This is a genomic window from Sabulicella flocculans, from assembly GCF_045449635.1.
Taxonomy (GTDB): Bacteria; Pseudomonadota; Alphaproteobacteria; order Acetobacterales; family Acetobacteraceae; genus Roseococcus.
In genome coordinates, this window is sequence record NZ_JBJJBR010000010.1 from 68,212 (window position 1) to 88,966 (window position 20,755).

The 20,755-nt window shown below is 74.4% G+C and carries 22 protein-coding genes; 12 read left to right on the forward strand and 10 right to left on the reverse strand.

Going from position 1 to position 20,755, the window contains the following annotated elements; translation table 11 throughout:
• The first annotated feature begins 21 nt into the window (after positions 1-21).
• The 4 genes from ACI6QG_RS11385 (at position 22) to bfr (ending at position 3,416) form a co-directional block, all read left to right on the forward strand.
• Complete coding sequence (locus ACI6QG_RS11385) at positions 22-1,605, forward strand: cisplatin damage response ATP-dependent DNA ligase (protein ID WP_407024676.1); 1,584 nt, start codon at positions 22-24, stop codon at positions 1,603-1,605.
• A gap of 81 nt (positions 1,606-1,686) precedes the next feature.
• Positions 1,687-2,709, forward strand: a complete 1,023-nt coding sequence (locus ACI6QG_RS11390; protein WP_407024677.1) for an extracellular solute-binding protein — start codon at positions 1,687-1,689, stop codon at positions 2,707-2,709.
• A 19-nt stretch (positions 2,710-2,728) separates the two neighbouring features.
• Positions 2,729-2,905 (forward strand): (2Fe-2S)-binding protein, encoded by a 177-nt coding sequence (locus tag ACI6QG_RS11395; protein ID WP_407024678.1) that lies wholly within the window; start codon positions 2,729-2,731, stop codon positions 2,903-2,905.
• A gap of 19 nt (positions 2,906-2,924) precedes the next feature.
• Positions 2,925-3,416 (forward strand): bacterioferritin, encoded by a 492-nt coding sequence (gene bfr / locus ACI6QG_RS11400; protein WP_407024679.1) that lies wholly within the window; start codon positions 2,925-2,927, stop codon positions 3,414-3,416.
• Between the two features lie 43 nt (positions 3,417-3,459).
• Here bfr and gltA read toward each other — a convergent pair whose 3' ends face one another.
• The 4 genes from gltA to ACI6QG_RS11420 all read right to left on the reverse strand — a co-directional run bounded on the left by gltA (position 3,460) and on the right by ACI6QG_RS11420 (position 7,306).
• A complete protein-coding gene (gene gltA, locus ACI6QG_RS11405; protein ID WP_407024680.1) occupies positions 3,460-4,758 on the reverse strand; it encodes a citrate synthase in 1,299 nt (432 codons plus the stop codon).
• A gap of 113 nt (positions 4,759-4,871) precedes the next feature.
• A complete protein-coding gene (locus ACI6QG_RS11410; protein WP_407024681.1) occupies positions 4,872-5,423 on the reverse strand; it encodes a thermonuclease family protein in 552 nt (183 codons plus the stop codon).
• Between the two features lie 54 nt (positions 5,424-5,477).
• Positions 5,478-6,776, reverse strand: a complete 1,299-nt coding sequence (locus ACI6QG_RS11415; protein ID WP_407024682.1) for a CHAD domain-containing protein — start codon at positions 6,774-6,776, stop codon at positions 5,478-5,480.
• Between the two features lie 2 nt (positions 6,777-6,778).
• Complete coding sequence (locus ACI6QG_RS11420; protein WP_407024683.1) at positions 6,779-7,306, reverse strand: SixA phosphatase family protein; 528 nt, start codon at positions 7,304-7,306, stop codon at positions 6,779-6,781.
• A gap of 65 nt (positions 7,307-7,371) precedes the next feature.
• On the opposite strand from ACI6QG_RS11420, the gene ACI6QG_RS11425 reads away from it, so the two are divergent.
• The 3 genes from ACI6QG_RS11425 to ACI6QG_RS11435 are packed head-to-tail and all read left to right on the forward strand — an operon-like array spanning position 7,372 to position 10,225.
• A complete protein-coding gene (locus ACI6QG_RS11425; RefSeq protein ID WP_407024684.1) occupies positions 7,372-8,082 on the forward strand; it encodes an SDR family NAD(P)-dependent oxidoreductase in 711 nt (236 codons plus the stop codon).
• Entirely contained in the window at positions 8,082-8,690 is a 609-nt protein-coding gene (locus ACI6QG_RS11430; RefSeq protein WP_407024685.1) for a DUF6134 family protein, read from the forward strand. The genes ACI6QG_RS11425 and ACI6QG_RS11430 overlap by 1 nt, the downstream gene beginning before the upstream one ends.
• A complete protein-coding gene (locus ACI6QG_RS11435; protein WP_407024686.1) occupies positions 8,687-10,225 on the forward strand; it encodes a cryptochrome/photolyase family protein in 1,539 nt (512 codons plus the stop codon). Before ACI6QG_RS11430 ends, ACI6QG_RS11435 begins: the two co-directional genes overlap by 4 nt.
• Here the strand turns inward: ACI6QG_RS11435 and ACI6QG_RS11440 are convergent.
• Positions 10,203-11,393 carry an amino acid aminotransferase gene (locus ACI6QG_RS11440; protein ID WP_407024687.1) on the reverse strand — a complete coding sequence of 397 codons (1,191 nt, stop codon included), beginning with the start codon at positions 11,391-11,393 and terminating at the stop codon, positions 10,203-10,205. The genes ACI6QG_RS11435 and ACI6QG_RS11440 overlap by 23 nt on opposite strands.
• 87 nt (positions 11,394-11,480) lie before the next feature.
• On the opposite strand from ACI6QG_RS11440, the gene ACI6QG_RS11445 reads away from it, so the two are divergent.
• Positions 11,481-12,428, forward strand: a complete 948-nt coding sequence (locus ACI6QG_RS11445; protein WP_407024688.1) for a dihydrodipicolinate synthase family protein — start codon at positions 11,481-11,483, stop codon at positions 12,426-12,428.
• Between the two features lie 22 nt (positions 12,429-12,450).
• Here ACI6QG_RS11445 and ACI6QG_RS11450 read toward each other — a convergent pair whose 3' ends face one another.
• From ACI6QG_RS11450 to flgF, 5 genes are read right to left on the reverse strand one after another with little or no spacing between them, the layout of a single operon-like run.
• On the reverse strand, positions 12,451-14,709 hold the full coding sequence (locus tag ACI6QG_RS11450; protein ID WP_407024689.1) for a hybrid sensor histidine kinase/response regulator: 2,259 nt from the start codon (positions 14,707-14,709) through the stop codon (positions 12,451-12,453).
• A gap of 16 nt (positions 14,710-14,725) precedes the next feature.
• Positions 14,726-15,457, reverse strand: a complete 732-nt coding sequence (flgH, locus tag ACI6QG_RS11455) for a flagellar basal body L-ring protein FlgH (protein WP_407024690.1) — start codon at positions 15,455-15,457, stop codon at positions 14,726-14,728.
• 3 nt (positions 15,458-15,460) lie between these two features.
• Positions 15,461-16,405, reverse strand: coding sequence for a flagellar basal body P-ring formation chaperone FlgA (gene flgA, locus ACI6QG_RS11460; RefSeq protein ID WP_407024691.1), 945 nt, complete (start codon positions 16,403-16,405; stop codon positions 15,461-15,463).
• Positions 16,405-17,190: a flagellar basal-body rod protein FlgG gene (gene flgG, locus ACI6QG_RS11465; RefSeq protein ID WP_407024692.1), complete on the reverse strand. Its 786-nt coding sequence runs from the start codon at positions 17,188-17,190 to the stop codon at positions 16,405-16,407. Before flgG ends, flgA begins: the two co-directional genes overlap by 1 nt.
• Before the next feature lie 12 nt (positions 17,191-17,202).
• Positions 17,203-17,937, reverse strand: coding sequence for a flagellar basal-body rod protein FlgF (gene flgF, locus ACI6QG_RS11470; protein ID WP_407024693.1), 735 nt, complete (start codon positions 17,935-17,937; stop codon positions 17,203-17,205).
• 219 nt (positions 17,938-18,156) lie between these two features.
• On the opposite strand from flgF, the gene ACI6QG_RS11475 reads away from it, so the two are divergent.
• From ACI6QG_RS11475 to ACI6QG_RS11490, 4 genes are read left to right on the forward strand one after another with little or no spacing between them, the layout of a single operon-like run.
• The gene (locus ACI6QG_RS11475) at positions 18,157-18,669 is read left to right on the forward strand and encodes a flagellar basal body-associated FliL family protein (RefSeq protein ID WP_407024694.1); all 513 of its coding nucleotides are present in this window, start codon (positions 18,157-18,159) and stop codon (positions 18,667-18,669) included.
• Positions 18,666-19,739 (forward strand): flagellar motor switch protein FliM, encoded by a 1,074-nt coding sequence (gene fliM, locus ACI6QG_RS11480; protein ID WP_407024695.1) that lies wholly within the window; start codon positions 18,666-18,668, stop codon positions 19,737-19,739. The genes ACI6QG_RS11475 and fliM overlap by 4 nt, the downstream gene beginning before the upstream one ends.
• Positions 19,736-20,146, forward strand: a complete 411-nt coding sequence (locus ACI6QG_RS11485; protein ID WP_407024696.1) for a DUF6468 domain-containing protein — start codon at positions 19,736-19,738, stop codon at positions 20,144-20,146. Before fliM ends, ACI6QG_RS11485 begins: the two co-directional genes overlap by 4 nt.
• Positions 20,143-20,748 (forward strand): MotE family protein, encoded by a 606-nt coding sequence (locus ACI6QG_RS11490; RefSeq protein WP_407024697.1) that lies wholly within the window; start codon positions 20,143-20,145, stop codon positions 20,746-20,748. Before ACI6QG_RS11485 ends, ACI6QG_RS11490 begins: the two co-directional genes overlap by 4 nt.
• The last annotated feature ends 7 nt before the right edge of the window (positions 20,749-20,755 follow it).

Below are 20,755 nucleotides of genomic sequence, written 5' to 3' on the forward strand. Positions count from 1 at the left end.
CGGCGCCTGAGGGCAAAAACAGTGAGCGTCACCGCCTTCGCCGAATTGCTGGAAGCCCTGGTCTACACGCCCTCGCGCAACGGCAAGCTGCGCCTGCTGCGCGACTGGTTCGCCACCGCCCCCGACCCCGACCGCGGCGTCGGCCTGGCGGCCCTGGCCGGCGAACTGGTGCTCAAGGCCGCGAAGCCTGCCCTGGTGCGCGACCTGGTGGCCGCCCGCACCGACCCCACCCTGCTGGCGCTCTCCCACGACTACGTCGGCGACTTCGCCGAGACGGTGGCGCTGATCTGGCCCGAGGCCCCCGGCGCCAACCGCCCGCCGCCCGACCTGTCGGAGGTGGTGGAACTGCTCGAACTCACCCCCAAGGCCGAGCTGCCGGCGCTGATCGCCGGCTGGCTGGACGTGCTGGATTCCTCCGCCCGCTTCGCGCTGATCAAGCTGGTGACCGGTGGGCTGCGCGTCGGCGCCTCCGGCCGGCTGGCAAAGGTGGCGCTGGCCGACTGGGCCGGGGTGGATGTGGGCGAGGTGGAGGAGGTGTGGCACGGCGTCGCCCCGCCCTACCTGCCGCTGTTCCGCTGGCTGGAAGGCAAGGCGCCGCGGCCGGATCCGCGCGACGCCCCGGTGTTCCGCCCGCTGATGCTGGCCCACCCGCTGGAGGACAAGGACTTCGCCCAGCTCCACGCGCCCGACTGGCGCGCCGAATGGAAATGGGACGGCATCCGCGTGCAGGTGACGTCGGGCCCCGGCGGCGCGCGGCTGTGGTCGCGCTCGGGCGAGGACATCAGCGCCTCCTTCCCCGACATCGCGCCGGCGCTGACCTTCCACGCCGTGCTGGATGGCGAGCTGCTGGTGGTGCGCGAGGGCGAGGTGGCGCCGTTCAGCGACCTGCAGCAGCGCCTGAACCGCAAGGCGCCGGGGACGAAGCTGCAGCAGCAGCACCCGGTCATGGTGCGCCTCTACGACATCCTGTTCGACGGCACGGAGGACCTGCGCCCCTTGCCCTTCGACGCCCGACGCGAACGGCTGGAGGCCTGGTTCGCGCGGGAGCAGCCGGCGCTGATGGACCTGTCCCCCCTCATCCCCTTCGCCACCATGGAGGAGCTGGCGCGCATCCGCGACGGCACCCGCGCCGCCTCCATCGAGGGGCTGATGGTGAAGCGCGCCGACAGCGCCTACGTGGCCGGGCGGGTGAAGGGCCAGTGGTGGAAGTGGAAGCGCGACCCGCTGACGGTGGACGCGGTGCTGATGTACGCCCAGCGCGGCCACGGCAAGCGCAGCTCCTTCTACAGCGACTACACCTTCGGCCTGTGGCGCGGCGATGAGCTGGTGCCGATCGGCAAGGCCTATTCCGGCTACACCGACGAGGAGCTGACCTGGCTGGACCGCTGGATCCGCAACCACACCACTGCCCGCTTCGGACCCGTCCGGGAAGTGGAGAAGCAGCTGGTGCTGGAGGTCGCCTTCGACGCCGCGCAGCTCTCCTCCCGCCACAAATCCGGCGTTGCGCTGCGCTTCCCGCGCATCGCCCGCATCCGGCGCGACAAGCCGGCCGCCGAGGCCGACCGGCTGGAAACCCTGGTGGCCACCATTCCCACCCCGACATGACATGAGAAACATTCGCAATTAGACTTGCGAACGCCTCGCAGTTGCGCCATACCCCGGCCACCACGCCGGGAGACCCCGCCCATGCTTCGCCGTTCGCTGCTCGCCGCCCTGCCGGCCACCCTGTCCGCCCCCCGCCTGTTGCGCGCGCAGGAGCGGCTGGTGAACCTCTACTCCTCCCGCCACTACGACAGCGACCGCACCCTGTACGACGCCTTCGCCCAGCAGAGCGGCATCCGCGTCCGGCTGATCGAGGCCAATGCCGACCAGCTGCTGGAGCGCATCCGCGCCGAGGGCGCCAATTCGCCGGCCGACGTCATTCTCACCGTGGACGCCTCCCGCCTCGCCCGCGCGGCGGAGATGGGGCTGACCCAGCCTGTCGCCTCGCCCGCCATCGCCGCGCGCATCCCGGCCGAGCTGGTGGGGCCGCAGGGGCAGTGGTTCGCCGTGTCCCGCCGCGCCCGCGTGGTGATGTTCGACAAGGCGCGCGGCGCCCCCGAGGGCCTGGCGCGCTACGAGGACCTGGCGCATGAGCGCTTCCGCGGGCAGCTGCTCGTCCGCTCCTCCGGCAATGGCTACAACGTGGCGCTGGCGGCGGCCTTCCTGGCAGCCAATGGCGAGGCGGCGACGGAAGCCTGGGCGCGCGGCATCGCCGCCAACCTGGCCCGCCCGCCGGCCGGCGGCGACACCGACCAGATCCGCGCCATGCTGGCCGGGCAGGGCCGCATCGCCGTCGCCAACACCTACTACCTGGGGCTGATGGCCATCTCCCAGCGCGCCGAGGACCGCGAGCTGGCGCAGCGCGTCGGCGTGGTCTTCCCCAACCAGGGCGACCGCGGCACGCACGTCAACATCTCCGGCGCGGCCATGGTGCGCACGGCGCCGAACGCCGACAACGCCCGCCGCTTCCTGGAATTCCTTACAACGCCGGAGGCGCAGCGCATCTTCGCCCTGGGCAACATGGAATACCCTGCCGCGACGGAGGCCGAGACGCATCCCTTCCTGTCCGGCCTGGGCGCCTTCAAGGCCGAGGTGCCGGACGGCGCGAAGCTGCTGGCCAACGCGCCCGAGGCGCTGCGGGTGATGCAGCGCGCGGGCTGGCGCTGAGGTCGGCGGGGCCGCGGCGATGATCGTCTGCCTCTGCAACGCCCTGACCGAGGGCCAGGTGCGGGGCGCCGTCGCCGGCGGCGCCTCCCGCCCCAAGGACGTCTACTGCGCCTGCGGGAAATCCGCCCAGTGCGGTTGCTGCACGGCGACGATCCTGTCCATCATCCGCGAGGAGCCGTCCCGCCGGGCGGCGTGACCGCTTCGGAGGCGAAGGCATGGCCGTCAAGGACCCCAAGGTCGTCGAGCACCTGAACACCCAGCTCACCAACGAGCTGACGGCGATCAACCAGTACTTCCTCCATGCCCGCATGCTGAACCACTGGGGCGTGACCCTGCTGGGCAAGCACGAGTACGAGGAAAGCATCGAGGAGATGAAGCACGCGGACGACCTGATCCGCCGCATCCTCTACCTCGACGGGCTGCCCAACGTGCAGCGCCTCAACCCCGTGCTGATCGGCCAGAACGTGCGCGAGGTCCTGGAGTGCGACCAGAAGCTGGAGGTCAAGGCGCTGGCCGACCTGCGCGAGGGCATCGCCCACTGCGAGCAGGTGCGCGACTACGTCTCGCGCGACCTGCTGCTGCGCATCCTCGCCGACGAGGAGAAGCACGAGGACTACCTGCACGCCCAGTTCACCCTGATCGAGCAGATCGGGATCGAGCGCTACATCCAGCTCAACAGCGCGCCCGCGCCCGACCAGGGGCACTGAGCGCGCGTCCGGGGGGCCGCCGGCCCCCCCGGGATGCCCGGCCTCAGCGGCGGGCGACGTCCACGTAGTCGCGCACCGCCGCGCCGGTGTAGATCTGCCGCGGCCGGCCGATGCGCTGGGACGGGTCCTCGATCATCTCCTTCCACTGCGACACCCAGCCCACCGTGCGCGCCACGGCGAAGATCACCGTGAACATGCTGGTGGGGATGCCCATCGCCTTGAGGATGATGCCCGAATAGAAATCCACGTTCGGGTACAGCTTGCGCGAGACGAAGTAGTCGTCCGTCAGCGCGATGCGCTCCATCTCCATCGCCATGTCGAGCAGCGGCTCGTCCTTGATGCCCAGCTCGCCAAGCACCTCGTGGCAGGTCTCCTTCATGATCTTCGCGCGCGGGTCGAAGTTCTTGTAGACCCGGTGGCCGAAGCCCATGAGCTTCACGTTGGAGTTCTTGTCCTTCACCTGCTCGATGAAGGCCGGGATCTTCTCCGGCGTGCCGATCTCGCCCAGCATCTTCAGCACCGCCTCGTTGGCGCCGCCATGCGCGGGGCCCCACAGCGCCGCGATGCCCGCCGCGATGCAGGCGAAGGGGTTGGCGCCGGTCGAGCCGGCGAGGCGCACGGTGGAGGTGGAGGCGTTCTGCTCGTGGTCGGCGTGCAGGACCAGGATGCGGTCCATCGCGCGCTCCAGCACGGGCGAGACCTTGTATTCCTCCGCCGGCACGGCGTTGAGCATGTGCAGGAAGTTCGCGGCGTAGCTCAGGTCGTTGCGCGGGTACACGAAGGGCTGGCCCAGCGCGTACTTGTAGGCCATGGCCGCGATGGTCGGCACCTTGGCGATCAGGCGGTAGGCCGCGATCTCGCGCTGGTGGGCGTCGTTGATGTCGAGGTTGTCGTGGTAGAAGGCGGCCAGGGCGCCGACCACGCCGCACATGATGGCCATCGGGTGCGCGTCGCGGCGGAAGCCGTTGAAGAAGTTGCGGATCTGCTCGTGCACCATGGTGTGGCGCGTCACGCCGGCGCGGAACTTCGCCAGCTGGTCCTGGTTCGGCAGCTCCCCGTACATCAGCAGGTAGCAGACCTCGATGAAGTCGCTGTTCTCCGCCAGCTGCTCGATCGGGTAGCCGCGGTACAGCAGCACGCCCTCGTCGCCGTCGATGTAGGTGATCTTGCTCTCGCAGCTCGCGGTCTCGCCATAGCCGGGGTCGTAGGTGAAGATGCCGAGCTGGCCGTAGAGCTTGCGGATGTCCGCCACCTGCGGCCCCAGCGTGCCCGAGAGCAGCGGCATGGCAGCGGTCTTGTTGCTGCCGTCCAACGAGATGGTGATGGAGGATGCTTGGCTCATGGGCGACCTTCCTTGGGGCGTGGCGCGGCGCCCGGTCGCCCGGACGCCCTTGTGCGGCGCAAGATAAGCTTCCGGGGGGGCTTGTCCATCGCCCCCGCGGGGGCGGCGGCGGGTCAGCGGCGCCAGTGCGCCGGCGGCTCGAAGCCCCCGGCCCAGAGGCCGCGCTGCGCCAGGCGCGCCGCGCCTTCCAGCGGCACCAGCGCCGGCAGCGCGTCGCCGGTGGCCAGCGCCCAGCCGCCATTCACCAGGGAGGCGTTCAGCTCGACGCCGTTGGCGGCGCAGACGCCCAGGGCGCGGCCGAACCGGTCGCGGCCATGGATGCGGCATTCCACCCCGCGGTCGCCCACCAGGCGCGCCAGCTCGGCGGCGGCGGCGGTGCCGCAATCATACAGGCGGCCCTGCGCGTCGGTGCAGCTCTGGCCGCGCTCCGGCGCGTCCACGCCCAGCAGGCGCAGCGTGCGCTCGCCCAGGCGCAGGGTGTCGCCGTCCACCACGCGGATCTCGCTCGCGCCGGCGCGCCAGTCGGCGGTGCGCGGCGCGGAACCCATGAGGTCGGAGGGCAGGCCCAGCGCCACCAGCAGGGCGCCGGCCAGGGCCAGCGTGCCGCCGAGGAAGGCACGGCTCACCGGGCGGCGGGCGGGTCGGAAGATGCGGCGCTGACGCATGCCGGGAGGGTTAACGCGCCGGACGCGCCCGCACAACCCGGAGATGACCGGGTGTCACGACTCGGGCTCGCCGTGCCAGAATCGCGGCGTGCGCGCCAACTCCCGCCACGCCGCGATGGCGGCGAGGCGCGATCCCTCGGCGCGGCCGGCGGCGAAGCCGGTGACGGTGCCGATGGCGAAGCCGCCCGCGCCCCGCCCGGCCAGGCGGGCGGCCAGGTCCTTGGCCACCTCGGCGTCGTTGGCCAGGCCCAGCGCCTCCTGCAGCGCCGCCAGCCGACGGAGGAAGCGGCGGCCGCGCTTGCCCGGCCACAGGGCGGCGAAGGGCTCGGCGGCGTAGCGCAGGCGCTTGGCGTCCAGCCGCATCTCGTGCAGCGCCTCGGCCGGCAGGTCCTCGATGACGGCCCCGGCGCGCTTCAGGCGCTTCCAGCGGCGGCGCAGCAGCCGTGCCGCCAGCGGCGCCAGGGGCGTGCCATCGCCCGGCGGCGGCAGGGCGGCCAGGCGCAGCCCCTCGAACACCAGGGCGCGGAAGCCCGGCCCGGCCAGCTCCGCCGCCAGCCGCGCATAGGCGGCGCGGCGCTCGGCCTCCGCCGCGCGGGCCAGGCGCCGCAGCCGCGCGTCGCCGTTCAGCGCCGCCAGCGTGCCGGCGGCGATGCCGCCGGTGAACACGTCCCAGTCGCGCGCCTCGCCCAGGCTCCGCGCCAGCGCGCCGAGCGCCTGGTTCCATTCGGACCAGCCCTCGCCGGCCGGCCGGAACATCTTCACCAGGGAACGCAGCCGGCGCAGCGCCACGCGGGACTGGTGCACGCCGCGCGGGTCATCGGGCGAAACCCGCGCCGACTCCGCCAGCAGCACCGCCAGCAGGTGGCGCGTGGCCGCGGCCAGGGTGGCCTCCGCCGCCGCGCCCGGGCGCAGCGTGGGCGGCCCGGCGGCGGCGCGCGGCGGGCGCGACTCGGCCAGGGCCAGGGCTTCCTCGGCCAGGGGAACGGCGGCCGGCAGCAGCGGCAGGTCGGCCGCCAGGGCGGCGGCCAGCGCCGGGTCCTCCACCACCAGCCGGGCGACGCGGCGGGACTCGGCGCCGGCCAGCAGCCGGCCCTCGATCCAGGCGACGCCGGCGCCCATGGCCCAGCGCCGGCCGGCGAACCGCGCCAGCGGCGCGGTGCCGGGGGGCGGGGCGGGGCAGGGCAGGGCGTCGCCGCCCAGCGGGTCCAGCAGGCGGCACGCGCCGCGCCGGCGCTCCACCACGCGGCCGTCCGGGGCGGGGAACCAGGCCAGCGTCTCCCGCGCCGGGCGCGGCAGCGCGTCCAGCAGCGGGTGGGCCGGCCGCCGCGCGGGGGGCGCGAGGACCAGCTCCATGCTCAGGCCGCCAGTTCCGGCAGGTCGCGCGGGCACAGGAAGCGCAGCAGCCGCCCGCCGCCCTCGGCGAGGTCCTGCCAGCGCGCCGCGACGGAGAACTCGGCCAGCGCGCCGGTCGGGTAGCCCTCGGCCAGGCGCTGCGCCGCCGGGGAGCCCACCGCGCCGGGGCCGACCAGCGCCATCGCCAGGTCGTGCAGGCCCGGGTTGTGCGCCAGCACCAGCACGGAGCGCGCGGTGTCGGGCACCTTGCGCAGCCCTTCCAGCATGGTCCCCCAGGGCGCGAGGTAGAGCGCGTCCAGCACGTGCACCACCGGCGGGCCTTCCAGCGGCTGCAGCCCCTCCAGCGTCTGCAGCGTGCGGCGGGCGGAGGAGACGAGCACGATGTCGGGCACCAGCCCCAGCTCGCGCAGGCGCTCGCCCATGGCGGCGGCGGCGCGGCGGCCGCGCGCGTTCAGCGGGCGCGCATGGTCGGACAGCGTGGCCTCGTCCCAGGAGGACTTGGCGTGGCGGAGCAGCAGGAGCTGGCGCATCGTCGGCCATCATAACCCCGGCCGCGCGCCCTTGTCGCCCCGGCCGGCGCCGCCATGTCGCGCGCATGAGCGAACGCATCCTCCTCCTGGGCGCCACCGGCGGCATCGGCGCCGCCCTGGCGCGCCGCGTCCACGCGCGCGGCGCCACCCCCGTGCTGCTGGCGCGCGACGCCGCGAAGCTGGCCGCCCTGGCGACGGAGCTGCCGGGCAGCGAGGCGGTGCAGGGCGACGTGCTGGCGCTGCCGGCCCTGCCGCCCGGCCCGCTGGCCGGGCTGGCCTTCTGCGTCGGCTCCATCCTGGTCAAGCCCGCCGCCCGCACCACGGAGGCGGAGATGCTGGACGCCTTCCGCCTGAACGCCCTGGCGGCGGCGAAGGCGGTGCAGGCCGCGCTGCCGGCCCTGGTCGAGGGGCGGGGCAGCGTGGTGCTGTTCAGCAGCGTCGCCGCGCGCACCGGCTTCGGCGGCCACCTGGCGATCTCCATGGCCAAGGCGGCGGTGGAGGGCATGACCGTCGCGCTGGCGGCCGAGCTGGCGCCGCAGGTGCGGGTGAACTGCATCGCCCCCAGCCTGACCCGCACCGGCATCGCGGAGCCGCTGACCCGCAACGCCGCCATGGCGGAGGCCATCGCCAGGACCCACCCGGTGAACCGCCTGGGCGAGGCGGAGGATTCGGCGGCGCTGGCGGATTTCCTGCTCTCGCCCGCGGCGGGCTGGATCACCGGGCAGGTGATGGCGGTGGATGGCGGCCGCTCCTCCCTGCGCGCTAAAGGGGGGTGATGATCGGCCGCCGCACCCTCGCCCTGCTCCCCTTGCTGCCGGGGCTGGCGCGCGCGCAATCCGCCGCGCAAGGCGGCTGGCGCTTCAAGGTGGTGCGCAACGGCACCGAGATCGGCACCCATGACGTGCGCGTGACCCAGCGCGGGCGGGAGCGCGTGACGCTGAGCGACGTGCAGGTGGTGCCGCGCGTGCTGGGCGTGGTGGTCTACCGCTTCCAGCACCGCTACGAGGAGGTGACGGAGGGCTGGCGCTTCCGCTCGGTGGACAGCCGGCTGAACCGCAACGGCACCGTGTCGGAGGTGCGCGCCCGCGCCACGCCGGAGGCGGTGCTGGTGGAAGGCCCCGAGGGGCCGCTGCGCCTGCCGCCCAACGCCGCGCCGCTGTCCTGGTGGGATGCCACGCGGCTGGGCGGCGCCGTGCCCATCTTCGGCACCACCACCGGCCGGCTGATGGAGCTGCGCTGGCGCCGCCGCACCACCGCGGAGGGCTTCGCCATCGGCTGCTCGGGCGAGGTGGAGGCCGAGTGCCTGTTCGCCCGCGACGGCAACTGGATTGGCTTCTCCACGGTGGGCGACGACGGCAGCACGGTGAGCTACGCCCCCGCATGACCACGCTGCGCCTGGTGCTGGGAGACCAGTGCTCGCGCACGCTTTCGGCGCTGGAGGACCTGGACCCGGCGCGCGACGTGGTCTTGATGATGGAGGTGCGCGAGGAAGGCACCTACGTGCCGCACCACCGGCAGAAGATCGCCCTCATCCTGTCCGCCATGCGCCACTTCGCCCGCGCCTTGGCGGCGCGCGGCGTCAGGGTGGACTACGTGCGGCTGGACGACCCCGCCAACACCCATTCCTTCGGCGGCGAGGTGGCGCGCGCCGTGGCGCGGCACCGCCCCGCGCGCCTCGTGCTGACGCAGCCCGGCGAATGGCGCGTGCTGGAGATGGCGCGCCGCTGGGAGGAGGAGCACGGCATCCCGGTGGAGGTGCGCGAGGACACGCGCTTCCTGTGCCCGCTGCCGGAGTTCTTCCGCTGGGCGCACGGCAGGAAGCAGCTGCGGATGGAGTTCTTCTACCGCGACATGCGCCGCCGCACCGGGCTGCTGATGGAAGGCGACGAGCCGGCCGGCGGCGAATGGAACTACGACCGGGAGAACCGCAAGCCGCTGCCGAAGGGCGCGCAGCCGCCCACGCCGCCCTTCTTCGCACCCGACGCCATCACCCGCGAGGTGATGGCGCTGGTGGCGCGCGAGTTCGGCGGCGCCTATGGCGGGCTGGACAGCTTCCGCTGGCCCGTCACCGCGCAGGAGGCGCGCGCGGCGCTGGCGGACTTCGTCGCGCACCGCCTGCCCCTGTTCGGCGACCACCAGGACGCCATGGCCGAGGGCGAGCCCTTCCTGTGGCACTCCCTGCTGTCCTCCTCGATGAATTGCGGGCTGCTGCTGCCCGGCGAGGCGTGCGCGGCGGCGGAGGCGGCGTGGCGCGCCGGCCAGGTGCCGTTGAACGCGGCCGAGGGGTTCATCCGCCAGGTGCTGGGCTGGCGGGAATACGTGCGCGGCCTCTACTGGGCGCGGATGCCGGCCTATCGCGACATGAACGCGCTGGAGGCCAGGCGCCCGCTGCCCGACTTCTACTGGGAGGGCGGCAGCGGCATGCGCTGCATGGACGCCGCCATCGGCCAGACGCTGGAGCACGGCTACGCCCACCACATCCAGCGCCTGATGGTGACGGGCAACTACGCGCTGCTGGCCGGGCTGGACCCTGCCCAGGTGAACGAATGGTACCTGGCAATCTACGTGGACGCCTATGAGTGGGTGGAGCTGCCCAACGTCTCGGGCATGGTGCTGCACGCCGATGGCGGCGTCATGGCCTCCAAGCCCTATGCGGCGTCGGGCGCCTACATCAACCGCATGAGCGACCATTGCCGCCATTGCCGCTTCGACGTGAAGCGCAGCGCGGGCGAGGGCGCCTGCCCGTTCAACTTCCTGTACTGGGACTTCATCGCCCGCCACGCCGAGCGCTTCGCCGCCAACCCGCGCATGGCCATGCCGCTGGCCACGCTGGGCAGGATGGCGCCGGCGAAGCTGGCGGAGATGCGGGCGGCGGCCGCCCGGCACCTGGAGTCGGTCAGCCCTCCAGCGCCGCGCTGACCGCGTCCAGCGCCGTGCCGATGTTGCCCTCGTTCAGCGCGGCGACGCAGATGCGCCCGGTATCCAGCGCGTAGACGCCGTGCCGCGCGCGCATCGCCTGCGCCTCGGCCGGGGTGATGCCGGAGTAGGAGAACATGCCGCGCTGCCGCTTGATGGCGTCGAAGCCGCGCCCGGGGTGGCGCTGCTGCAGGCTGTCGGCCATGCGCACGCGCATCTGCTGGATGCGCTGGCGCATCTCCCCCAGCTCGGCCTCCCACTCCGCGCGCAGGGCGGGGGTGGTCAGCACCGTCTCCACCAGGGCGGCGCCGTGGGTGGGCGGGTTGGAGTAGTTCACCCGCACCAGCCGCTTGGCCAGCGCGTGCACCTTCGCCGCGTCGCCCTCGCTGCCCGCGGCGAAGGTGATGGCGCCCACGCGCTCCCCGTACAGCGAGAAGGACTTGGAGAAGGAGGAGGCGACCAGGAACTCCTGCCCGGATTCCGCGAACAGGCGCACGGCCAGCGCGTCCTCCTCCAGCCCGGCGCCGAAGCCCTGGTAGGCCACGTCCAGGAAGGGCACCAGGCCGCGCCGGCCGCACAGCGCCACCACCGACCGCCACTGCTCGGGCGAGAGGTCGGCGCCCGTGGGGTTGTGGCAGCAGCCGTGCAGCACCACCACGCTGCCTTCCGGCAGGGCCTCCAGCGCCGCCGCCATGCCGGCGAAGTCCACCCCGCCGGTGGCGGCGTCGAAATAGGGGTAGTCCACCACCGCGAAGCCGGCCTGGGCGAACAGCGCCTTGTGGTTCTCCCAGGAAGGGGTGGAGACCGCGACGGCGGCGTCCGGGCGCAGCGCCTTCAGCACCTCGGCGCCCACGCGCAGCGCGCCGGTGCCGCCCAGCGCCTGCAAGGTGGTGGCGCGGGGCAAGGGCGCGCCGAACAGCAGCGCCTGCACCGCGTCGCGGTAGGGCTTCGTGCCCTCGATGGGGCGGTAGGTCTTGGGCAGCGCCTTGCCCAGCCAGGCGGCCTCGGCCTGCTGCACGGCGCGCAGGCGGGGCACCTTGCCGGCGCCGTCGGAGTAGACGCCGACCACCAGGTTCAGCTTGCCCGGGCGGGCATCGGCGGCGAAGGCGTCGTTCAGCGCCATGATGGGGTCGAGCGGCGCGGCGGGGATGCCGGAAAACAGCTGGGTCACGGTGCGGGTCCTCAACGGCCCCCTCTGGCGGGGCGGCCCGGGTTATCCTAGGCGTGGGGCGACCGCAATCCGCCGGAGGGACCGTCCATGCCGCTCGACCACACCGCCAGGGGCGTCTTCGTCATCGCGCCCACCCCCTTCCACGAGGACGGGCGCATCGACGACGCCTCCACCGACCGCATGACCGACTTCTTCCTGGGCGAGGCCGGCGCCGACGGCATGACCATCCTGGGCGTGATGGGCGAGGCGCCGAAGCTGGACGCCGAGGAGGCGCTGGCCATCAGCAAGCGCATCATCCGCCGCGCCGGCGGCAAGCCGGTCATCGTCGGCGTCACCGCGCCGGGCTTCGCCGCCATGCGCACCCTGGCGCACGGCGTGATGGAGGCCGGCGCCGCCGGGGTGATGATCGCCCCGCCGCCGGCCCTGCGCACCGACGACGCCACCGTGGGCTACTTCCGCCAGGCCATCGAGGCCATCGGCGAGGACATCCCCTGGGTGCTGCAGGACTACCCGCAGCTGTTCCAGGTGCAGATGACGCCCGGCGTGATCCGCCGCATCATCAGCGAGAACCCGTCCTGCGTGATGCTGAAGCACGAGGACTGGCCGGGGCTGGAGAAGATCAGCGCCCTGCGCGGCTTCCAGGCCGACGGCTCGCTGCGGCCCATCTCCATCCTGTGCGGCAATGGCGGCGTGTTCCTGGACTTCGAGATGGAGCGCGGCGCCGACGGCGCCATGACCGGCTACGCCTTCCCCGACATGCTGGCCGAGCTGGTGAAGCTGTCCGCCGCCGGCGAGCGCGACCGCGCGCACGACCTGTTCGACGCCCACCTGCCGCTGATGCGCTACGAGCTGCAGCCCGGCGTGGGGCTGTCGGTGCGGAAATACGTGCTGGCGCGCCGCGGCGTGCTGGCCTCGCCGGCGCAGCGCCGGCCGGGCCCCGCCCTCTCGCCCCAGGCGAAGGCGGAGGTGGAGTACCTGCTGGCCCGCCTGGCGCGCTTCGACGCCCGCGCCAAGGTGGCGCCGCTGGCCGCCTAGGTGGCCGTCCCGGGGCGCGGCGTCACGCCCCGGCCGTGGCGGGCAGGCGAAGGACCGCAGTGGCGCCGGCGTCGCTCCCGGGCGCGCCCGGGAGGCAGGCCAGCGCTGCGCGCGACGCCGCCGCCAGGCGCCGCAGCGCCGGCAGCGCGGCCGCCACTTCCTCCGGCGGCGCGGCTTCCAGCGTCGCCGCGCGGTCGCCCAGGCGGCGGGCGCCCAGGTTCCAGGCCACGCCCTTCAGCCGGTGCGCCGCCGCCAGGGGCGGGCCACCGGCCGCCAGCTCGTCCAGCGCCTCGTCGGCGGTGCGGCCCAGCTCCTCCAGCAGCGCCGCCCAGCCGGCCCCGTCCATGGCGGCCCGCAGCGGGGCGGCCACCTCGGTGTCCAGCAGCGCGCCCAGGATGCCGGCGGAGAGCTGCGCCGCCGTCACCGGCTTGGTGATGAAGCCGTCCAGCCCCGCCGCGGCGGCGCGGGCGCGGTAGCCTCCCTCCGCATGGGCGGTCAGCGCCAGGATGCAGAGGCCGCCGCCCGCCCCGCGCAGGGCGCGGGCGGCGGCGAAGCCGTCCAGCCCCGGCATGTCCAGGTCCATCAGCACCACGTCCTGCGCCGCGCCGGCGCCGATGGCGGCGTCCCCGCCGGCCGCAGTGGAGACCTCGGCGCCCAGGGCCGCCAGGTGCAGGCGCGCGACCTCGCGGTTCAGCGGCTGGTCGTCCACCACCAGCACGCGCAGCCCATCCAGCCGCGCCGGGCTGGCGGCGGCGGGGCGGGGCGGCGGGCCGGCCTGCCGGCAGGGCAGGCGAATGATGAAACGGCTGCCCTGGCCCGGCCAGCTTTCCGCCCCGATGCTGCCCCCCATGGCCTGCAGGATGCCGCGGCTGATCGCCAGCCCCAGCCCGCAGCCGCCATGCCGGCGGCCATCGGCGGGGTCGGCCTGGGCGAAGGGCTCGAAGATGCGCGACAGCGCCTCGGGCGCGATGCCGGCGCCGGTGTCCTCCACCTCCACCACCAGCGCCCCGCCCTGCCGCGCGGCGGTGACGAAGACGCCGCCGCGGGCGGTGAACTTCAGCGCGTTGCCGACCAGGTTCAGCAGCACCTGCCGCAGCCGCGTCCCATCGAGCCAAAGGGCCGGCGGCAGGTCGTGCGCCACGTGGGTCCGCAGGGAGAGGCCCTGCGCCGCCGCGCGCGGGGCCATCAGCTCCCGCACCCCCTCCACCAGGGCGTGCAGGTCGGTCGGCGCCTCCTCCAGCGCCACGCCGCGCACCTCCTGCTCGGAGAAGCGCAGAATGTCCTCCACCAGCGCCAGCATGCCCCCCGCGGCCTCGCGCGCCAGGGCCAGGCGGCGGCGCGCCTCGGCGCCCAGCCCGTCCTCCTCCAGGTAGCCCAGCAGGCCCTGCAGGGCGTTCAGCGGCGTGCGCAGCTCGTGGCTCACCGTCGCCAGCAGCGAGTCCTTGGCGCGGCTGGCCGCCTCCGCCGCCTCGCGCGCGGCGGCCAGCTCGGCCTGCATGCGCTTGGGCACGGTGATGTCGGCGAAGGAGGAGACGGCGCCGCCATCGGCGGTGCGCTGCTGCAGCACGCGCAGCCAGCGCCCCCCGGGCAGCTCCAGCTCGAAGGGCACGCCGATGAAGCGCTCGCCTTCCGCCAGGGTCAGGCGCACGCGCTCCAGCGCCGCGGCGTCGCCGCCATGCCAGGCGTGGCGCAGCAGCGCGTCCAGCGTCAGCCCCTGCGCCGCGCCGGCCGAGGGCAGCGCGAAGAGCTGCGCCAGCCCCGCATTGGCGCGGTTGATGCGCCCGGCCGGGTCGCTCAGGGCCCAGCCGTCGCCGGCCGGCTCGGGCGGGCGCGCCTCGCCATCGCCCTCGGCCGGCGCCGCGGGCAGGGCGCACCAGACCCGCAGGCGCCCCAGCCCCGGCACGGGAAGGGACGCCACGCGCAGCCAGCGCCCGTGGTGCTCGAAGGCGAAGGGCTGCGCCTGGGTGCGGTGGCGCTGGATGCCCTCGGCGATGCACTGCTCCACCGTCGCGGCGTCCGTCTCGCCCAGGCGCGCGGCGTAGAAGCGGCGCAGGTTCTCGGCATAGGGCTCGCCCGCGTGGACGTGGCCGTCATGCTCGGGGAAGAAGGCCAGGAAGCTGCGGTTCCACAGCAGGGTGCGGTCGTCGGGCCCCAGCAGGCACAGCGCCACGCCCTGCGCGTCCAGCGCTTCCGCCACCGCGCGCAGGGCTTCCAGGGCGTGAGGGTTGGCTGGCCGGGTCATCGAGGCGCGGTCCTGGCACTGCCCAACCAGCCTGTCCATCCGGATTCATGCGATGTCAGAAGGGTGACAGGATGTCGATGAGTTGCTGCCCCAGGCGGGGCTGCTGGATGTCGCTCAGCGCGCCGCGCCCGCCGTACGAGATGCGCGCCTCCGCCAGCCGGTCGTGGCGCACCGTGTTGTCGCTGCCGATGTCCTGCGGGCGCACCACGCCGCGCACGTCCAGCTCGCGCAGCTCGGCGTTCACCCGCACTTCCTGGCGCCCCTGCACCACCATGTTGCCGTTGGGCAGCACCTGGGTGATCGTCGCGGCCAGGCGCAGGTTCACCGTCTCGGTGCGGCGCACTTGGCCGTTGCCGTCGCTGGTGCCGGTGCCGGAGGTGCTGACGAGGCTGGACGGGTTGGCACCGCGCGGCAGCAGGCGGTTGGCCTGCGTCTCCAGCCCCAGCAGGTTGGGCACGCCGACCGTGTCGGCGCCGTTGCGCGAGCGCTGGGTGCGGTTCTGCAGCTGCGCGTCGTCGCTGATGCCGACCAGGATGGTGATGAGGTCCCCCACCTGCGCTGCGCGCTGGTCGCGCAGGAAGGTGCGGCTGCCGGGCCGCCACAGCGAGTTGTCCAGCAGCGGCGGCTCCTGCGGCGCCGGCATGGGCATGGAGACGGGGCGCCAGGACGGGTCGCGCGTCGGGTCCGCCACCGGCGACATCTCCGGCGCGCGGCCGAGCCGCGACAGGCGCTCCGCCTGGCCGCAGGCCACCAGCGCGAGGGGCAGGAGGAGGATGGCGAGGCGCATGGTTCAGCTTCCCTGGCGCGGCTGCGCGCCCATGGCGACGCGCACGCGGTTGGGGCCGATGGCGATGCCCTCCACCACGTTGCGCGAGGATAGGTTCATCACCGGCACGGCGGCGCCGCGCGCCGCGGCCTCCAGCGCGCGGCCCTGCACCGCGAGCTGCAGCCCCGGCGCGTCGAGCAGCAGGGTCACCAGCGCGTTCTTCAGCACCACCGAGGGCGGGCCGAGGTCCACCAGCGGGAAGCCCTGCTCGGCCGCCAGCGGGCGGCGGACCTCCTGGCCGACCACCTGGTCCAGCCGCTCGGCCATGCCGGGGCGCACGCGCTCGGCGCGCAGGCGCACGGCGCGGGCGTCGGCGGGGCCCACCACCTCGCCCAGCGCCAGCCGGCGGGTGGCGACCACCACCGGCACGGTGGGCGCGGCGCGGCCGGCGATGCGCAGGCGCTGGGTGGGCATGCCCTCGGCCATCACCGCCAGGGTGGCGGCGAAGCGCAGCCCCGGCTGCTCCAGCACCGCGCCTTCCACCGCCAGCTGGAACATGGCGGCGGCGGGCACCAGCGGCGCCACGAAGCCGGGCAGTTCCACCTCGCTGTCGGCGTCCAGGCCCAGGCGGTGCAGCTCCTCGCGCAGCAGCGCCTCCACCTCGGCGCGCGGGATGGCGCGGCCCGGCCGCTCGATCACCACGCGCTCGCTGCCGGTCATCGGGCGCCAGTTCACGCCGTATTGCCGGGCCAGGTTCACCAGGTTGGGCGTTTCCAGGATCATGCGGCGGCCGGGCAGGGGGGCGGCGGCCAGCACGGTGCCGCCGCGCGGGCCCGCATGGTCCCACAAGTCCTCCAGCCGCAGCGCCTCGCCCTCCAGCAGCACGGTGGGGCGCAGCAGGGCCGGCGGCGCCCCTTGCGCCAGCGCGGGGGCGGGCAGCAGCAGCGCCAGCAGCGCGCGCCGGCGCATCAGCGCAGCCTCGACAGCGTGTTGAGCATCTCGTCGCTCGCGGTGATGACGCGCGAGTTCATCTCGTAGGCGCGCTGGGCGGTGATCAGCGAGGTGATCTCCTGCACCACATTGACGTTGGAGGTCTCGATGAAGCCCTGCATCAGCGTGCCGTGGCCGGGCTGGCCGGGGGCAGCGGCCTGCGGCTGGCCCGAGGCGCCGGTGGCGCGGAACAGGTTGTCGCCCGCCGCCTCCAGCCCGCCCTCGTTGGCGAAGATGGCGGTCTGCAGCTGGCCCACGTTCTGCGGCGCCGCCTGCCCGTCGATGGTCGCCAGCACCTCGCCCGAGGCGTTGATGGTGACGTCGCGCGCCGCCGCCGGGATGGTGATGCCAGGCTGCACCACGAAGCCCTCGGCGGTGACGATCACGCCCTCGGGGCTCAGCGCGAAGGTGCCGTCGCGGGTGTAGGCGACCTCGCCGGAAGGCAGCTGCACCTGGAAGAAGCCGTTGCCGCGGATGGCGAGGTCGAACTTGTTCTCCGTCTGCTGGAGGTTGCCCTGCTCGCCGATGCGGTAGATGGCGCTGGTCCGCACGCCCAGCCCCACCTGCGCGCCGGAGGGCAGCACCGAGCCGGTGTCGGCGCTCTGCGAGCCGACGCGGCGGAGGTTCTGGTAGATGAGGTCCTGGAACTCGGCCCGCCGGCGCTTGTAGCCGGTGGTGTTCATGTTCGCGAGGTTGTTGGAGATGACCTCGACGTTGGTCTGCTGGGCCAGCATCCCGGTGGCGGCGATGTGCAGGGAGCGCATGGGCGGTGTCCTTTACGAGCGGCGGCGCAGCAGGCGGTCGATGGCGGCCTGCTGCCGCTCGCCCTCGCGCTCCACGAACTGGGTGGCCATCTGGAACTCGCGCAGTTCCTCCATCATGCGGGTCATCTCCATCACCGCCTGGACGTTGGAGCCCTCCAGCGAGCCCTGGAGCACGGCGGGGCGCGCCACCTCCTCCGGCGCCTGGCCGGCGGCGTCGAACAGGCGGTCGCCCTCGGCGCGCAGGGCCTGCTCGTTCGCGAAGCGCACGACGCGCAGCCGCCCCAGCACCCCGTTCTCCGAGCGCACCGTGCCGTCGCCCAGGATCTCGATGCGGGTGTCGGCGGGGCTGACGGCGATGGGCCGGCCCTCGGTGCCCAGCACGGCGTTCCCCTCGTTGTCGCTCAGGCGGCCGTCGGCGCCGATGGTGAAGCGGCCGGCGCGGGTGAAGCGCTCGCCGCGCGGCGTCTCGACGCTGAACCAGCCCTCGCCGTGCAGCGCCACGTCCAGCGGGTTGCCGGTGGCCTGGATGGAGCCCGGCGCCGAGTCCCGCCAGGAGGCGCGGTCCCAGGAGAAGTGGATGTCGCGCTCGGCCAGGCCGCGGGCGTCACGGTCCAGGTGGTGGGCGAAGACGGGGCGCACGGCGCGGTAGCCCGGGGTGTCGGCATTGGCCAGGTTCTGCGCGGTGTACTGCGAGGCGCGCTGCTGCGCCGACAGGCGGGAAAGGATGATGTAGCCCGGGTTGTCCATGCGGCGGCTCCGGCTGCGGGGTGTCCGCAGGGGCTGGTGCAACCGCCGTGCCAGGGGGCGGGGCGGGATGGCCGGGCGGAAGCGGCCCAGCGGCGGCAAACCCTGCCGGGGGCGGGCAGGCGCCGCCGCACAAGGTTCCGTTAACCCCTTCCAGGCCAGGATGGCCGCAGGCGGCGCGACGAGGCCGCCGGCGGCAACCACGACGGAGTCGAGCGGCGCATGGCGACGGCCCAGGCCAATCCCGCCCCCCAGGAGGGGGAGGCGGCGGATGCCCCGAAGCGGAAGGGCGGCAAGAAGCTGCTGCTGATCGCGCTGCCGGTGCTGCTGCTGGCCGGCGGCGGCGGGGCGGCCTTCTTCCTGGGCCTCATTCCCGGGCTGGGCAAGGCGCCGCCGGCTGCGGAAGGCGCGCCCGCCGCGCCGGACCGCCGCCCGGTCTTCGTCACCCTGCCGGAGATCACCGCCAACCTGAACGCGCCCGGCCGCCGCGCCGCCTTCATCCGTGTCAAGAGCCAGATCGAGGTGCAGGGCGCGGCCGATGCCGCGGCGCTGCAGGCCGCCATGCCGCGCGTCGTGGACCTGTTCACCACCTACCTGCGGGAGCTGCGGCCGGAGGACCTGCGCGGCAGCGCCGGCACCCACCGGCTGAGGGAGGAGCTGATCGCCCGCGCCAACGTGGCGGCCGCCCCCGCGCGCGTCAGCGACGTGCTGTTCACGGAGATCCTGGTGCAATGAGCGGGGAGGAGGACGACGACCTCGCCGCCGCCTGGGGCGCGGCCCTGGCCGCCGAGGAGGAGGAGGGCGCCGCCGGCCCCGCCCCGGCGCCCGACGCCGCGCGCGTGCTGAACCAGGCCGAGATCGACAGCCTGCTGGGCTTCGAGGGCGCGGAGGGCGGCGAGGGCGGCGGCCCGCGCTCGGGCATCGAGCGCATCATCCATTCGGGCCTCGTCTCCTACGAGCGCCTGCCGATGCTGGAGATCATCTTCGACCGGCTGGTGCGCATCATGTCCACGACGCTGCGCAACTTCACCTCCGACAACGTGGAGGTGAGCATCGACGGCATCCAGTCCCAGCGCTTCGGGGACTACCTGAACTCGGTGCCGCTGCCGGCCATGCTGGCGGTGTTCAAGGTGGAGGAGTGGGACAACTACGGGCTGATCGTGGTGGACAGCGCCATGATCTATTCCGTGGTGGACGTGCTGCTGGGCGGCCGGCGCGGCACCGCGGCGATGCGCATCGAGGGGCGGCCCTACACCACCATCGAGCGCACGTTGGTGGAGCGCCTGATCAACGTCGTGCTGAAGGACCTGGCGGAAGCCTTCGCCCCGGTGGCCGACGTGGTGTTCCAGTTCGAGCGGCTGGAGGTGAACCCGCGCTTCGCCGCCATCTCGCGCCTGTCCAACGCCTGCGTGCTGACGCGCCTGCGCGTGGAGATGGAGGACCGCGGCGGCAAGCTGGAGCTTCTGCTGCCCTACGCCACGCTGGAGCCGGTGCGCGAGATGCTGCTGCAGCAGTTCATGGGCGAGAAGTTCGGCCGCGACTCCATCTGGGAGGTCCACCTGGCCGAGCAGCTGCGCCACACCTCCGTCTCGCTGGACCTGGTGCTGGACCAGCAGGTGATGCCGCTTTCCTCCGTCATCTCGCTCAAGCCCGGGGACCGGCTGGTGCTGAACACCCCGCCTGGCGGGCCGCTGCGGCTGAACTGCGGCCCGGTGCCGATGTTCGAGGCCGAGTACGGCCGGGTGGAGAACCGCCCGGCGGTGCGGATCGGCGAGGCGCTGCGCGGGGCGGGGGAAGCGGCATGAGCACCTTGGAATGGGCGGCGCAGCTCGCCGTCATCGCCCTGCTGGGCGCCACCCTGCCGATGGCGCTGCGGCTGGAGCGCGCCCTGCGCGCCCTGCGCGCCGACCGCGCCGCGCTGGAGGCCGGGGCGGCTGGCATGGGCGAGGCCTCCCGCCAGGCCGATGCCGCGCTGGCCCGTCTGCGCGAGGGCGCGCAATCCGCCTGCCGCGAGGTCAATGCCCGCCTGGCCGCCGCCGAGGCCATCCGCGACGACCTGCGCTACCTGCTGGAGCGCGGCGAGGCGATGGCCGACCGGCTGGAGGGGGCGGTGCAGCAGGCGCGGCCGCTGGCCACCCCGCCCGCCGCCCCGGCCGGCCCGCGCAGCGAGGCGGAGCGCGAGCTGGCCCGTGCCCTGGGCCTGCGCTCGTGAGGCCGCGCCCGCTGCCCCTGGCCCTGCTGGCCATGGCCGCGCTGCTGGCGGTGAAGCTGCACGGCGCCTGGACGGAGGCCACGCTGGTCTCGCCCGCCGCCGCCAGCGGCCCGGCGCCCGCCCCGTCCGCGCCCCCGCCACCGGCGCCGGCGCGTCCCGCCGCCACCCCGGCCGCGCCCGAGGCCCCCAGCCCCGAGGCGGCGGCGGAGCGCGCCATCCTGGAAGCGCTGCGCGCCCGCCGCGCCGAGGTGGAGGCGCGCGAGGCCGCCCTGGCGGAGCGCGAGGTGATCGCCGCCGCCGCCGAGCGGCGCATCGCCGCCCGGCTGGAGGAGATCGCCGCCATGCAGGCCCGCTTCGAGTCCGAGGCCCGCACGCGCGACGAGCGCGCCGAGCAGGGCTGGCGTGGCCTGGTGCGCACCTACGAGGCGATGCGCCCGCGCGAGGCGGCGGCGATCCTGGAGGAGCTGGACCAGGGCGTCGCCGTGCCGGTGATGGAGCGCATGCGCGAGGCCAAGGTGGCGCCCGTGCTGGCCGCGATGCGGCCCGAGCGCGCCCGCGCCCTCACCGCCGAGCTGGCGCGCGCCCGCGCCCGCCGTGACTGACCCCGAG